This window comes from Halopseudomonas sp., assembly GCF_038130085.1.
GTDB lineage: Bacteria > Pseudomonadota > Gammaproteobacteria > Pseudomonadales > Pseudomonadaceae > Halopseudomonas.
Window position 1 is genome coordinate 43,485 of the sequence record NZ_JAYPMU010000014.1, and the last position, 12,951, is coordinate 56,435.

At 63.1% G+C, this 12,951-nt stretch carries 16 protein-coding genes; 4 read left to right on the top strand and 12 right to left on the bottom strand.

From position 1 onward, the window contains the following. The first annotated feature begins 30 nt into the window (after positions 1-30). Together AAFM31_RS11875 and gloA are read left to right on the top strand one after the other, a co-directional pair. Positions 31-891: a crotonase/enoyl-CoA hydratase family protein gene (locus AAFM31_RS11875; RefSeq protein ID WP_341708151.1), complete on the top strand. Its 861-nt coding sequence runs from the start codon at positions 31-33 to the stop codon at positions 889-891. A 141-nt stretch (positions 892-1,032) separates the two neighbouring features. Then, complete coding sequence (gene gloA, locus AAFM31_RS11880; protein ID WP_341708152.1) at positions 1,033-1,563, top strand: lactoylglutathione lyase; 531 nt, start codon at positions 1,033-1,035, stop codon at positions 1,561-1,563. A gap of 151 nt (positions 1,564-1,714) precedes the next feature. Here the strand turns inward: gloA and AAFM31_RS11885 are convergent, their stop codons facing one another. The 12 genes from AAFM31_RS11885 to AAFM31_RS11940 form a co-directional block, all read right to left on the bottom strand. Beyond that, positions 1,715-2,263, bottom strand: coding sequence for a DUF922 domain-containing protein (locus tag AAFM31_RS11885; protein ID WP_341708153.1), 549 nt, complete (start codon positions 2,261-2,263; stop codon positions 1,715-1,717). Next, complete coding sequence (locus tag AAFM31_RS11890) at positions 2,263-2,700, bottom strand: thioesterase family protein (RefSeq protein ID WP_341708154.1); 438 nt, start codon at positions 2,698-2,700, stop codon at positions 2,263-2,265. The genes AAFM31_RS11885 and AAFM31_RS11890 overlap by 1 nt, the downstream gene beginning before the upstream one ends. An 18-nt stretch (positions 2,701-2,718) precedes the next feature. Next, a complete protein-coding gene (locus AAFM31_RS11895; RefSeq protein WP_341708155.1) occupies positions 2,719-3,882 on the bottom strand; it encodes an iron-containing alcohol dehydrogenase in 1,164 nt (387 codons plus the stop codon). Positions 3,883-4,121: 239 nt separating this feature from the next. Then, positions 4,122-5,270, bottom strand: a complete 1,149-nt coding sequence (gene hemW, locus AAFM31_RS11900) for a radical SAM family heme chaperone HemW (RefSeq protein WP_341708156.1) — start codon at positions 5,268-5,270, stop codon at positions 4,122-4,124. Further along, on the bottom strand, positions 5,267-5,875 hold the full coding sequence (rdgB, locus tag AAFM31_RS11905; protein ID WP_341708157.1) for an RdgB/HAM1 family non-canonical purine NTP pyrophosphatase: 609 nt from the start codon (positions 5,873-5,875) through the stop codon (positions 5,267-5,269). Before rdgB ends, hemW begins: the two co-directional genes overlap by 4 nt. Beyond that, entirely contained in the window at positions 5,865-6,296 is a 432-nt protein-coding gene (locus tag AAFM31_RS11910; RefSeq protein ID WP_341708158.1) for a DUF4426 domain-containing protein, read from the bottom strand. Before AAFM31_RS11910 ends, rdgB begins: the two co-directional genes overlap by 11 nt. Before the next feature lie 23 nt (positions 6,297-6,319). Continuing rightward, on the bottom strand, positions 6,320-6,910 hold the full coding sequence (metW, locus tag AAFM31_RS11915; protein WP_341708203.1) for a methionine biosynthesis protein MetW: 591 nt from the start codon (positions 6,908-6,910) through the stop codon (positions 6,320-6,322). A gap of 2 nt (positions 6,911-6,912) precedes the next feature. Next, entirely contained in the window at positions 6,913-8,055 is a 1,143-nt protein-coding gene (locus tag AAFM31_RS11920) for a homoserine O-acetyltransferase (protein WP_341708159.1), read from the bottom strand. Between the two features lie 126 nt (positions 8,056-8,181). Continuing rightward, entirely contained in the window at positions 8,182-8,472 is a 291-nt protein-coding gene (locus tag AAFM31_RS11925; protein WP_341708160.1) for a DUF167 family protein, read from the bottom strand. A gap of 7 nt (positions 8,473-8,479) precedes the next feature. Continuing rightward, positions 8,480-9,070, bottom strand: a complete 591-nt coding sequence (locus AAFM31_RS11930) for a YggT family protein (RefSeq protein ID WP_341708161.1) — start codon at positions 9,068-9,070, stop codon at positions 8,480-8,482. 13 nt (positions 9,071-9,083) lie between these two features. Further along, positions 9,084-9,902 carry a pyrroline-5-carboxylate reductase gene (proC, locus tag AAFM31_RS11935; protein ID WP_341708162.1) on the bottom strand — a complete coding sequence of 273 codons (819 nt, stop codon included), beginning with the start codon at positions 9,900-9,902 and terminating at the stop codon, positions 9,084-9,086. A gap of 24 nt (positions 9,903-9,926) precedes the next feature. Further along, on the bottom strand, positions 9,927-10,613 hold the full coding sequence (locus AAFM31_RS11940; RefSeq protein ID WP_341708163.1) for a YggS family pyridoxal phosphate-dependent enzyme: 687 nt from the start codon (positions 10,611-10,613) through the stop codon (positions 9,927-9,929). 77 nt (positions 10,614-10,690) lie between these two features. On the opposite strand from AAFM31_RS11940, the gene AAFM31_RS11945 reads away from it, so the two are divergent. Next, on the top strand, positions 10,691-11,725 hold the full coding sequence (locus AAFM31_RS11945) for a type IV pilus twitching motility protein PilT (RefSeq protein ID WP_341708164.1): 1,035 nt from the start codon (positions 10,691-10,693) through the stop codon (positions 11,723-11,725). 59 nt (positions 11,726-11,784) lie between these two features. Continuing rightward, the gene (locus AAFM31_RS11950) at positions 11,785-12,939 is read left to right on the top strand and encodes a PilT/PilU family type 4a pilus ATPase (RefSeq protein WP_341708165.1); all 1,155 of its coding nucleotides are present in this window, start codon (positions 11,785-11,787) and stop codon (positions 12,937-12,939) included. The last annotated feature ends 12 nt before the right edge of the window (positions 12,940-12,951 follow it).

The window sequence follows — 12,951 nt, forward strand, 5'->3', positions numbered from 1 at the left end:
GGCCGCATTTGAACAAACAGGAAAGCCCAGATGACTTACGAAACCCTCGATTATCAGGTGGAGGACGGTGTCCTCACGCTGACGCTGAACCGTCCTGACCGCATGAACGCCTTCAATGGCCTGATGCGTCGTGAGCTGATTGCGGCCTTCGATGCGGCCGATGCGGATGATGCGGTGCGCGTTGTGATCATGACCGGTGCGGGTCGTGCGTTCTGTGCCGGTGCGGATCTGGAGAAGGGCGGGGATACCTTCAACCGCCACAAGCGTCAGGACCAGCCCGAGGGTGATGATCTGCGTGATGGCGGGGGCACTGTCTCGCTGCGTATCTATGAGTGCACCAAGCCGGTCATCGTTGCCTTTAACGGCGCGGCGGTCGGTGTGGGCGTGACCATGAGCCTGCCGGCAGATATTCGCATGGCCTCGACCAACGCCAAGTTCGGCTTCGTGTTTGCCCGCCGCGGCATCACCATGGAGGCTTGTTCCAGCTGGTTCCTGCCGCGTCTCGTTGGCCCGATGCAGGCGGCTGAGTGGGTTTACACCGGCCGCGTATTCAGTGCCGAAGAAGCGCTCAAGGGCGGTCTGCTGCGCAGCGTCCACGAGCCGGACGAGCTGCTGCCCGCAGCGCGCGAGCTGGCCCGTGAAATTGCCGACAACACCTCCGCCATGTCTGCTGCGCTGAACCGTCAGCTGCTGTGGCGCATGATGGCGGCGGATCATCCGATGGAAGCGCACATCATCGATTCGCGCGCGATTGCCTTTATGGGTGAGTCTGAGGATGCGAAAGAGGGCGTCAGCTCCTTCCTGGAGAAGCGTGCGCCGCAGTTCAAACTGCGCCCGAGCACTGACAAGCCGGCGTTCTTCCCGTGGTGGGAAGAGCGCAAGTTTCGGTAAAAGCTGCCTGCCGCGGTGACGCTTTTAATGTTCGGCGCCAGCGCGACGCGCTGCTGACCGGATCTGACGCCCGCGCACGTTCTGTGTGCGGGCGTTTCAGTGTTAGGCTTTGGCCTTTTCTACCCAATGGGAGCTGTTGCCATGAGTCGTCACTTTGAATCCGCCCCGGGCCTGTGCGAGAACCGCGATCCGGCCACCGAGGGCTTTGTCTTCAACCAGACCATGCTGCGCATCAAGGACCCGAAAGCGACGCTGGATTTCTATACCCGCATCATGGGTATGACACTGGTTAAGAAGCTGGATTTTCCGGCGATGAAGTTCAGCCTGTACTTTCTGGCTGCAGTCGACAGCAACGCACTGGATACCTGGTCGCACGATCCGGTTGAGCGCACCCACCAGACCTTCGGCCGCCCGGCCATGCTCGAGCTGACCCACAACTGGGGCACCGAGGACGATCCGGAATTCAGCTATCACAACGGCAACGAAGACCCGCGTGGTTTTGGTCATATCGGCTTTGCCGTGCCGGATCTGGAAGCGGCCTGCGCGCGCTTTGAGGAGCTGGGTGTGTCCTTCGTCAAGCGCCCGCAGGACGGCAAGATGCACAACATCGCCTTTATCCGTGACCCGGATGGGTATTGGATCGAAATTTTTGCGCCGGGTGGGATGGCGTAACAGAGTGGTTCACGCCTGACGCAGGTCGAGCGGGAGCTCGACCTTCCCGGGAGGGCCGGCTTCTAAGCCGGCCTGCGGTGCTGAGGCACGGCGTGTTGGCAAAGCCCCGGCTCGATCTATTGCTGTTGCCGGGTGGACAAGCCTGCAGGCGTCAGGGGAAGTGCGCACCCTCTAACGTCCCCTGCTGGGTGCGCTTGTCGTACTCGCGGTCGTCGATCGCGAGTTGTTCCAGCAGGCGGCGGCCGGTGGCGTTGGCTGCTTGTTGCAATTGCTCGCACGAGGCCGCGGGCGGCAGGGCTTGAATTGCCTGCTCAATCTGTCTGGCGGCGTTCATTGCCAACTCCACGTGACCATCCTGATGCAGCTGCAGGGCGAGGAGATAGCTGTCCCACTTTTGCTGCACGCTGGCGGCGAGTTGCGGGTCGGGCTGCAGGCGCGGGATGTAGGCGGTCACGCTGACGTCGGTAGTGGCTTCGGTGATGCGGCACTGGCCGGGCGTGGAGGTCCAGCGGAAGTTCCAGTTGACCCGGTTGGCGCTGTGTTGCCGGTTGCGGTTGAGGCTGGCGCGGATGGTGTCGACGGTCGCACCGCTGACATCAAAGCTTTCCACCCGGCTCTGCAGCCGGGGCTCGGCTTGGCTTTGGCCGGCGGCGATCAGCAGCGGGCCGAGCAGTAGCGGTAACAGCAACCGGCGGCGCATCAGATCGGGTCCATCAGCCGCTCAAGGGCAGCGCGGCAGCGGTTGGGAATCGGGAAGGCGGTGTTGCTGGCGCGGTCCACGAACACATGGACGAAACGCCCTGCCGCGCAGGCTTCTTCACGACCCTGTTTGAACACGGCCAGTTCGTAGTGCACCGAGCTGCTGCCGAGGCGCGCGACCTTGACGCCGATCTCGATGGCATCGGGGAAGGCGATGGGCGCGAAGTAATCGCAGTTGGAGCTGACCACAAAGGCGACCTGATCACCGGTGTGGATATCCAGCCCGCCCTCGGCGATCAGCCAGCTGTTTACCGCGCTGTCGAAGTAGCTGTAGTAGGTCACGTTGTTGACGTGGCCGTAGATGTCGTTGTCGTGCCAGCGGGTGGTGATGGCGTGCAGGTAGTGGTAATCGCTGCGCGTGGGCTTGCTTGTACTCATGAATGCTCCGCTTCTGGCTCAGTAAGCCTGGTTATAAATGGCCAGCGCGTCCGCTTCGGTGACCTCGCGAGGGTTGTTGACCAGCAGACGCTGCTGCAGCATGGCGTCCTTGGCCAGCATGTCCAGTGTGTCTTTCGGCACGCCAGCGTCGCGCAAGCGGCTTGGCAGCCCGCAGCGCGGGCTCAGGTCGGCCAGCGCGCTGATCATTTGCGCGGTCAGGCTGTCGGCGTCACCGGCAACCAGTCCGGGGCCGACGATCAGCGGCGCCAGTTCGGCGTACAGTGGTGCGGCAGCCGGGGCGTTGAATTCGACCACCGTCGGCAGTACCAGCGCGTTCGACAGACCGTGTGGAATGTGGAAGTGGCCGCCGAGCGGGTAGGCCAGCGCGTGCACCGCAGCAACCGGTGCGTTGGCGAAGGCCTGACCGGCGAGCAGGGCGCCGAGCAGCATGGCTTGGCGGGCTTCGCGGTTGTGACCGTCTTGCACCACGGCATCCAGATTGCCAGCCAGCAGGCGCAGGGCCTCGCGGGCGAGCATGTCGGACAGCGGGTTCTTCTTCAGCTTGCTGGTGTAGGCCTCGATGGCGTGCACCATGGCGTCGATACCGGTGGCGGCGGTGACGTGGGCAGGCAGGCCCAGGGTCAGGTCGGCATCCAGCAGCGCCAGATCCGGCAGCAGAATCGGTGATACCACACCCATCTTGGTGGTGGCGCCGGTAGTGATGATCGCGATCTGGGTGACTTCCGAACCGGTACCGGCGGTGGTCGGCACCTGAATCAGCGGCAGGCGCTGGCCGCGGGCGTTGCCGACGCCGTAGATGTCTTGCAGGGTCTGGCTGCAGCTCGGGTGTGCGAGCAGGGCAACCAGCTTGGCCACGTCCATCGAGCTGCCGCCACCGAAACCGATGATCAGCTCAGCCTGCATGGCTTTGGCCTGCTCAACGGCCGCCAGCACCACGGATTCCGGCGGATCGGCCTCGACCTGATCGAACACCTCAACGGCAATGCCGGCATTGCTCAGGGTCGGCAGGACGCCGTTGAGCAGCCCGATCTTGGTGATACCGGGGTCGGTGACAATCAGCACGCGGTGGGCGTCGCGGACCTTGCACAGCTCGCCGAGCTGGCTGGCGGAACCGGATTCGCAGAGGATCTGCGCGGTGGTGGCAAAGCTGAAGGGATTCATCGGGCCTCCGGGTTGGGTGCGGGTTCGATCTGCTGCGTGCCTGCAGGCTGCTGTTGTTGTGCATTCGTCGCCGGGTAGTCACCGGCTGGCGAGATCGAAATCAGTTTCCAGACTGAGCCAATTCTGCTGACTGTACGTTCATGCGGCAAGGGCTATTGATGTTACCGATGGTAATTCACAGCCCTGCGAAGGTGGGCTTGGCCTGCTGGTCGGGGTGGAACTCGTTCTTCCCCGGCAGCCTAGAGGAACATTTCCAGCAGGTCGTTGAGGAACAGCCGGCCGCGTTCGGTTGGGCGCAGCTGCTGTTGCCAGGGCTCGAGCAGGCCCTTGGCCGCGGCCTGGTTCAAGGTATCGGCGATCTGCTCCAGTGGCTGGCCCGTGCGCTCGGCGTACCAGGCGCTGGGTACGCCATCGACCAGCCGCAGGGCGTTCATCAGGAAGTCGAACGGCAGCTCGTCTGCGTCCAGACTCTTGCTGCCGGCCAGATAGGCTTTGTCCGGGTTGAGATAGTCCTTGGGTAGACGGGTCTTCCAGTAGCGCTGTACGCGACCGCTGGCGTCGGTCAGCTTGCCGTGGGCACCGGCACCCAGGCCGAGGAAATCGCCGTACTGCCAGTAGTTAAGGTTATGGCGGGCGCGGCGGTCATCCTTGGCGTAGGCCGAGATCTCGTACTGGGCGTAACCGCCGGCGGCCAGCCGCTGCAGCCCTGCCTCCTGAATCGACCAGAGAATGTCTTCCTCGGGCAGCGTGGGCGGACGCGAGTAGAACACGGTGTTGGGCTCCAGCGTCAGCTGATACCAGGACAGGTGCTCGGGCGCGAGCGCCATCGCCTGATCCAGATCGGCCATCGCCTGGGCGTGCTCCTGATTTGGCAGGCCGTGCATCAGGTCGAGGTTCAGGTTGTCGAAGCCGGCGCGGCGCGCCATGTCGACAGCGCCGAGCGCTTCACGGTCATCGTGAATCCGGCCCAGGGCCTGGAGCTGTTCGGCATTGAAGCTCTGGATGCCGATCGACAGGCGGTTGATGCCCGCCAGCCGGTAGTCGCGAAACTTGGCCTGCTCGAAGGTGCCGGGGTTGGCTTCGAGGGTGATTTCGATGTCATCGGCGAACGGCACGCGCTGGTTCAGCGCCTGCAGAAAGCGGTCGAGGGCGGCGGCCGAGAACAGGCTCGGCGTGCCGCCACCGAAGAATATTGAGGTCAGCGGCCGGGCGGGCAGGCCGTCGAGCAAGCGCAGGTCCTGCTCCAGATCCTCGATCAGGGCGTCAACGTACTCGGCTTCGGGCAGGGCATCATGACTGGTGTGCGAGTTGAAGTCGCAGTAGGGGCACTTCTTTACGCACCAGGGAATGTGGACGTAGGCCGCCAGCGGGGGCAGCGGCCGGGTCATAGGCCCAACCGCGCCTTCAGCAGGGCCATGGCGCGGGCGCGGTGGCTGAGCTGGTTCTTCTCTTGTGGACTGAGCTCGGCACTGGAGCAGTCGCGCTCCGGTACCCAGAATAGCGGATCATAGCCAAAGCCGTGCTCGCCGCTGGCAGCACGCAGAATGCGGCCCTGCCAGGCGCCCTCGCAGATCACGGGGATAGGGTCTTCGGCGTGGCGCAGCAGCGCCAGTGCGCAGATGAACTGGGCGCCGCGCTCGGCGTCCGGCACATCCTTCAGCGCCTCAAGCAGCTTGGCGTTGTTGGCGGCATCGCCGCCGCCCCCGGCGTAGCGGGCGGAGTAGATGCCGGGCGCGCCGCCAAGGGCGTCGACCGCGAGGCCGGAGTCGTCGGCGAGTGCCGGCAGACCCGATACACGGGCGGCGTGACGGGCCTTGATCAGGGCGTTTTCGACGAAGGTCAGCCCGGTTTCTTCGGCTTCGATATCGGTGAAGTCGCTTTGCGGACGCACCTTGATGCGGTCACCCAGCATGGCCTGGAGTTCGGCCAGTTTGCCCTTGTTGTTGCTCGCCAGTACGAGTTCGTTAAAGGGCAGGGTGGCGTTACTCGTCATCGGGGAAAAACTCCTGCTGGAAGCTCAGGGTGTGCATGATGCTGCCCGGGGCAGACTGAATGTCGACCTTGAACAGCAAAATGCCGCGCTGGGTGGCGGTGTAGTTGGCAACGAAGTAGATGGCGTCGTCTTCCTGAATGCGTTTGAAGTCGAGCGCGACCGGCTGACCGATCAGGCTGCGCACCTCGCCCTTGAGGATGGCGTCGACCGCGCTGCCATCGGCGCGTTGGACGGCGACGTTAAGCACACCGTGGGTCGGGCCACGCTTGAGGCCCGCGTTGGCGGCGATGTCGGGCTGCAGGATGCTGCTGTTGAAGACGTTGTGGTAGACCACCAGATGACCGAAGCGGGTGGGCTCCGGGCCGGCGAATACGTTGAGGCTGAGCAGCATCAGGCTCAGCAGGCAGAGACGACGAAACATGGCAGTTCTCCTGTCGTTGAGGATTAGCGGCTGACCCGATAAATCGCCACTTCGCCGAGCAGGTTGGGCCACAGGCCACTCAACCAGCTGGTCTGGTGGGTTTGGTCGACCACCAGACGGTCCAGCACCTTGATGTTGCGCTCACGGCACAGCTGCTCGAAATCCTTGAAGGTACAGAAATGGATGTTCGGGGTGTTGTACCAAGTGTAGGGCATGAACTCGGACACCGGCATGCGGCCCTTGGTGCCGAGATACCAGCGGCAGCGCCAGTGGGCAAAATTGGGGAAGGTCAGAATGCCTTCGTGGCCGATGCGCAGCATGTCTTCGAGTACGCGGTCGGGGTAGTGCATGGCCTGCAGCGACTGGGTCATGACCACGGTGTCGAAGCTGTTGTCCTCGAAGTTGTCGAGGCTTTCGTCGAGGTTCTGCTCCATCACGTTGACGCCGTGGCGGATGCAGCTGCTGATCTTGTCCGGGTCGATTTCCAGACCGTAGCCCTGCACCTGCTTGTGGTCACGCAGGTGGCGCAGCAACTGGCCCTCGCCGCAGCCCAGGTCGAGTACCCGGCTGCCCGGGCGAATCCACTGCTGGATGATCTCCAGATCGGCGCGCAGGCTCATTGGTTCACCTCGATGCGGTTCATGTAGCCACTCAGGGCCTCGATATAGCGGGGAATCGGCAGCAGGAAGGCGTCATGCCCCTGCGCGGCTTCGATCTCCAGATAGCTGACGTCCTTGCGGGCGGCGAGCAGGCCGTCGACCAGCTCGCGCGAGCGCGCCGGCGAGAAGCGCCAGTCGGTGGTAAAGGACATTACCAGGCAGCGCGCCTGAACGACTGCCAGTGTGCGCGCCAGGTCGCCGCCGTTGGCCGCGGCCGGATCAAAGTAGTCCAGCGCCTTGGTCATCAGCAGATAGGTGTTGGCGTCAAAGCGGCCAGAGAACTCCTGCCCCTGATAGCGCAGGTAGCTTTCCACCTCGAACTCGACGCTGGTGAGGTCGTAGTTGAGCTGATCGGAGCGCAGATCGCGGCCGAACTTGGCGCCCATCGAGTCATCCGACAGGTAGGTAATGTGGCCGACCATGCGGGCCAGCATCAGGCCGCGCTTGGGGATCACGCCAAAGGCGGCGTAGTCGCCGTTGTGGAAGTCCGGGTCGGTGATGATCGCCTGACGGGCGACTTCGTTGAAGGCGATGTTCTGCGCCGACAGTTTGGGTGCGGTGGCAATGGCCACGCAGTGACGCACGCGGTCGGGGTAGCTGATCGCCCACTGCAGCGCCTGCATGCCGCCAAGGCTGCCACCCACCACTGCAGCCCACTGCTTGATCCCGAGTACATCAGCCAGCCGGGCCTGACTGTGCACCCAGTCTTCAACGGTCAGCACCGGGAAGCTGGCGCCGTAGCTCTTGCCGGTTTCCGGGTTGATGCTCGATGGGCCGGTGGAGCCGTGGCAGCCGCCGAGGTTGTTCAGGCTGACGACGAAAAAGCGATTGGTGTCGATGGCCTTGCCGGGGCCGATGCAGTTGTCCCACCAGCCGGGCTTGCGGTCGTCTTCGCTGTGATAGCCGGCGGCATGGTGATGGCCGGACAGGGCGTGGCAGATCAGCACCGCGTTGCTGGCGCTGGCGTTGAGCTCACCGTAGGTCTCGTAGACCAGTTCGTAGCTGTTCAGCGGCGTGCCGCAGGCCAGGGGCAGAGGGTCGGTAAACGTCTGGCGCTGGGGGGTGACCAGGCCGACGGAGTCAGCAGGTAGTCGGGACATCGGTAACCTGTTCCTGTGTCGCTTGGCCGGACTTCGTAGGGAGGATCGCTCCCGGGATACAGCAGGCAGGCGAAGGGCCAATTATGGATGCGCCAGTCTAAAGAGGGCGTTGTTCTGGTGCAACATTCAGCCGTGGTTGATGCCCAGTTCCTCGGGCAGCTGCTGCGGCTGCCGGACCAGCATGCGTTTTTGCCGGCTGGTCTGGCCGCTGAGCAGGCTGACGTGCTGGCGGCTGACTGCGAAGGCGTCGGCGAGAAAACGGATCAGCGCGTAGTTGGCCTTGCCGTCGACCGGTGGTGCGCTGATGCGGATTTTCAGCCGTTCGCCGTGCTGACCGGCAAACTCGGCGCGCTTGGCGCCGGGCTGCAGATGGCAGTCGAGGACCAGGTCCTCGCCGTGCCAGTGGTAGAAGGCCACGCCCCGCTTACAGCGCCAGGGTCAGGCCGCGGGGCATGCCGGCCGCGGCCGCCAGATTGGCGATCACCAGCATGTCGAACAGGCGGATGGCGATAAAGGCGGCAATCGGTGACAGGTCGAGCCCGCCGAGCGCCGGCAGGATCTTGCGAATCGGTGCCAGCAGCGGCTCACACAGCTGGTTGATCAGCAGTACCGCCGGGTTGTAGCTGCCTTGCGCGACCCACGACAGGATCACACTGATGATCAGGGCAAAGAAGAAGATTTTGGCGAACAGCGCGAGGATAGCGATCGCCGACCAGGCTACCAGCAGAATGATGTTCGGCAGCGCGTAGCCCATCAGCACGATGATCAGGATCATCAGCACCAGCTGGATTACCAGCGCCAGCACCAGCGAGGCGAAGTCGAGCCCGCCGTATCCGGGAATGATGCGGCGCAGCGGCATCAGCAGCGGCTTGGTGGCACGTACGATGAACTGCGAGACGGGGTTGTAGAAGTCGGCGCGGACCAGCTGCAGCAGAAAACGCAGCAGCACTACCAGCAGGTAAAGGCTACCGACGGTCTGCAGCAGATAGATGGCGGCTGTACTAAGGCTGTTCATGGGTAGTCAATCCTCAGGCAAGCTCGCGGGACATTTCGGCGGCGCGGTCGGCGCAGGCCTGCATGGCGTCATCGACCATCTTCGGCAGCCCCTGGCTGCGGAAGGTCTCGATGGCGCGCTCGGTGGTGCCGTTTGGCGAGCAGACGCGGCGGCGAAGCTCGGCAACGTCGACATCGCTGTGCACCGCCATGTCGGCGGCACCAAGGCCGGTGAACAGCGCCAGACGTTCGGCGGTGTCGCGTGGCAGGCCGAGTTTTTCGCCGGCGTCGATCATCGCTTCCATCAAATAGAAGAAGTAGGCCGGGCCGCTGCCGGAGACGGCGGTGACCGCGTCGATCAGCTTTTCCTCCTCCAGCCAGACACTGATGCCGACCGCGTTGAGGATGCCTTCGGCCTGTTCGCGCTGTTCGTCACTGACGGCGGCGTTGGCGTACAGACCGCTGACACCTTGACCACGCAGTGACGGGGTATTTGGCATGCAGCGCACGATAGCGGTGCCCGCGCCCAGCCAGGCCTCAAGGCTGTCACAGGTGATACCGGCGGCGATGGAGATAATCAGTTGGCCCGGCTTGCGGCTGCGAGGCAGGGCGCGGCAGACGTCCTGCATGACCTGCGGCTTGACTGCCAGCAGGAGGATGTCGCACTCGGCGGCCAGCACGGCGTTATCGGTGGTGGTGCGGATGTGGAACTGACGCTCAAGGGCAGCGCATTGCTCGGCCTTGGTGTCGCTGGCAATCAGGTTTGCCGGCTTGACGTTCTTCTGCAGCATGCCGCCGATCAGGCTGGTGGCCATGTTGCCGGCGCCGATGAATCCGATTACGGGTGCAGTCATAGGGGAAACCTCGTTCAACATGCGTTAGGTGTTGGCGTACTGGCGTTGCCCGAACAGAGCAGTGCCGATACGCACGATGGTGGCGCCTTCCTGTACCGCTTCGGTCAGGTCGTCGCTCATGCCCATCGACAGGGTGTCCAGCGCCAGCGGCAGGCTCTCGGCGGCCTGGCGCAGCGCAGCCAGCGGCGCGCGGCGTGCTTCGCTGGTGTCAGCCGGCGCCGGAATGGCCATCAGCCCGCGCAGCCGGATGCGCGGCAGTGCCGCGATCTCGGCGGCCAGTGCCGGCAGCTCGGCCAGTGACACGCCGGATTTGCTGTCCTCATCGCTGATGTTCACTTGCAGGCAGACATTCAGCGGCGGCAGATGTTCCGGGCGTTGGCTGGACAGCCGTTGGGCGATCTTCAGACGGTCGACGCTGTGCACCCAGTCGAAGTGCTCGGCGATGGGGCGGGTCTTGTTCGATTGAATGGGGCCGATGAAGTGCCAGCACAAGGGCAGGTCGCTCAGCTCGGCCATCTTGTCGAGGGCTTCCTGCAGGTAGTTTTCGCCGATATCCTTCAGGCCCGCAGCCCAGGCGTCGCGAATGGCGCTGGCCGGACGGGTCTTGCTGACGGCCAGCAGGGTGATCGCTTCGGGCGGGCGTCCGGCGGCCTCGGCCGCCCGCTGGATGCGCTCACGAACGTTTGCAATATTCTCTGCTATCGTGGACATTACGGACGTTAATACCTTGCCAATGGAATAGACACTGCGGGCATTCTACATGCTTGCAGGTTGTTATGGGGAACCCTATGGATATTACCGAGCTGTTAGCCTTCAGTGCTAAACAGGGCGCGTCGGATTTGCACTTGTCGGCCGGATTGCCGCCGATGATCCGGGTAGATGGCGACGTGCGTCGGATCAACGTCCCGGCGATGGAGCACAAGCAGGTTCACGCGCTGATCTACGACATCATGAACGACAAGCAGCGCAAGGACTATGAAGAGTTCCTGGAGACCGACTTCTCGTTCGAGGTTCCCGGCGTGGCCCGTTTCCGGGTTAACGCATTCAACCAGAACCGTGGCGCTGGCGCCGTGTTCCGGACCATTCCTTCCAAGGTACTGACCATGGAAGATCTGGGCATGGGTGACGTGTTCAAGAAGATTTCCGATGTACCCCGTGGTCTGGTGCTGGTTACCGGCCCGACCGGTTCGGGTAAGTCGACCAGCCTTGCGGCCATGCTCGACTACATCAACTCCAACAAGTACCACCACATCCTGACCATCGAAGACCCGATCGAATTCGTCCACGAATCGAAGAAGTGTCTGGTCAACCAGCGTGAAGTACACCGTGACACACTTGGCTTTGCCGAAGCGTTGCGCTCGGCACTGCGGGAAGACCCGGATATCATCCTGGTGGGTGAGATGCGTGACCTGGAAACCATCCGTCTGGCACTGACCGCCGCGGAGACCGGCCACCTGGTATTCGGCACCCTGCACACCACCTCGGCGGCCAAGACCATCGACCGCATCGTCGACGTGTTCCCGGGCGAAGAGAAGGCGATGGTGCGCTCAATGCTCTCCGAGTCGCTGCAGGCGGTTATTTCCCAGACCCTGCTGAAGAAGATTGGCGGTGGCCGGGTCGCAGCACACGAAATCATGATCGGTACCCCGGCGATTCGTAACCTGATCCGTGAAGACAAGATCGCCCAGATGTACTCGGCGATTCAGACTGGCGGTAACCTCGGCATGCAGACCCTCGACATGTGTCTGAAGACGCTGGTTGCCAAGGGGTTGGTCAGCAAGGAAAGTGCGCGCGAGAAGGCCAAGGTCGCAGACGGGTTCTGAGTTCAACAATGTGTCGGCGGCGGCATGCCGGCCGCCATGAAGGAAAGTAGAGGCATCGCATGGAGTTCGAGAAGCTGTTGCGGCTGATGGTTGAAAAGGGTTCTTCCGACCTTTTCATCACGGCTGGTGTTCCGCCGAGCATGAAGGTGAACGGCAAGATTCTGCCGGTTACCAAGACCCCCTTGTCCCCCGAACAGACCCGCGAGACCGTGCTCGGTGTCATGACCGAAGCGCAGCGCCGCGAGTTTGCAGAGAAGCGCGAATGCAACTTCGCCATCAGCGCCCGTGGCATTGGCCGTTTCCGGGTCAGCGCCTTCTACCAGCGCAACCTGGTCGGCATGGTACTGCGTCGGATCGAGATCAATATCCCGACCATGGAAGAGCTGCGTCTGCCAGAGGTGCTCAAGCAGCTGGCGATGACCAAGCGTGGTCTGGTGATCTTCGTCGGTGCCACCGGCACCGGTAAGTCGACCTCGCTGGCGTCGATGATCGGTTACCGCAATAAGCACTCCAGCGGGCACATCATTTCCATCGAAGACCCGATCGAATTCATTCACCAGCATCAGAACTGCATCGTCACCCAGCGCGAGGTTGGTATCGACACCGACTCGTTTGAAGTGGCGTTGAAGAACACCCTGCGTCAGGCGCCGGACGTGATTCTGATCGGTGAGGTGCGCACCAAGGAGACCATGGATCACGCGGTCGCCTTCGCCGAAACCGGTCACCTGTGTCTGGCCACACTGCACGCCAACAACGCCAACCAGGCGCTGGACCGGATCATTCACTTCTTCCCGACCGAAATGCACCAGCAGGTCTGGATGGATCTGTCGCTGAACCTCAAGGCGATTGTGGCCCAGCAGTTGATCCCGACGCCGGACGGCAAGGGCCGCCGGGCAGCGATTGAGGTCATGCTCAATACTCCGCTGGCCGCCGACATGATCCGCAAGGGCGAGGTGCATGAGCTCAAGCCGCTGATGGCGCGCTCCAACGAGCTGGGCATGCAGACTTTCGACCAGGCGCTGTACAAGCTCTACAGCGCGGGTGAAATCACCTATGAAGATGCGCTGCTGCACGCCGACTCGGCGAACGACCTGCGCCTGATGATCAAGCTGGGTTCGGAAACCGATGGTCAGCACCTGATGGAAGATCAGGCCAGTCAGGGTCTGTCGCTGGAAGAAGAAGAGGAAGTGGCGAACCGCACCCGTCGCTTCTGATGCCATGACCGC

Coding starts and splice junctions, on each gene's coding strand:
- AAFM31_RS11875 (WP_341708151.1), top strand. CDS start 31: ATGACTTACGAAACCCTCGATTATCAGGTGGAGGACGGTGTCCTCACG.
- gloA (WP_341708152.1), top strand. CDS start 1,033: ATGAGTCGTCACTTTGAATCCGCCCCGGGCCTGTGCGAGAACCGCGAT.
- AAFM31_RS11885 (WP_341708153.1), bottom strand. CDS start 2,263: ATGCGCCGCCGGTTGCTGTTACCGCTACTGCTCGGCCCGCTGCTGATC.
- AAFM31_RS11890 (WP_341708154.1), bottom strand. CDS start 2,700: ATGAGTACAAGCAAGCCCACGCGCAGCGATTACCACTACCTGCACGCC.
- AAFM31_RS11895 (WP_341708155.1), bottom strand. CDS start 3,882: ATGAATCCCTTCAGCTTTGCCACCACCGCGCAGATCCTCTGCGAATCC.
- hemW (WP_341708156.1), bottom strand. CDS start 5,270: ATGACCCGGCCGCTGCCCCCGCTGGCGGCCTACGTCCACATTCCCTGG.
- rdgB (WP_341708157.1), bottom strand. CDS start 5,875: ATGACGAGTAACGCCACCCTGCCCTTTAACGAACTCGTACTGGCGAGC.
- AAFM31_RS11910 (WP_341708158.1), bottom strand. CDS start 6,296: ATGTTTCGTCGTCTCTGCCTGCTGAGCCTGATGCTGCTCAGCCTCAAC.
- AAFM31_RS11920 (WP_341708159.1), bottom strand. CDS start 8,055: ATGTCCCGACTACCTGCTGACTCCGTCGGCCTGGTCACCCCCCAGCGC.
- AAFM31_RS11930 (WP_341708161.1), bottom strand. CDS start 9,070: ATGAACAGCCTTAGTACAGCCGCCATCTATCTGCTGCAGACCGTCGGT.
- proC (WP_341708162.1), bottom strand. CDS start 9,902: ATGACTGCACCCGTAATCGGATTCATCGGCGCCGGCAACATGGCCACC.
- AAFM31_RS11940 (WP_341708163.1), bottom strand. CDS start 10,613: ATGTCCACGATAGCAGAGAATATTGCAAACGTTCGTGAGCGCATCCAG.
- AAFM31_RS11945 (WP_341708164.1), top strand. CDS start 10,691: ATGGATATTACCGAGCTGTTAGCCTTCAGTGCTAAACAGGGCGCGTCG.
- AAFM31_RS11950 (WP_341708165.1), top strand. CDS start 11,785: ATGGAGTTCGAGAAGCTGTTGCGGCTGATGGTTGAAAAGGGTTCTTCC.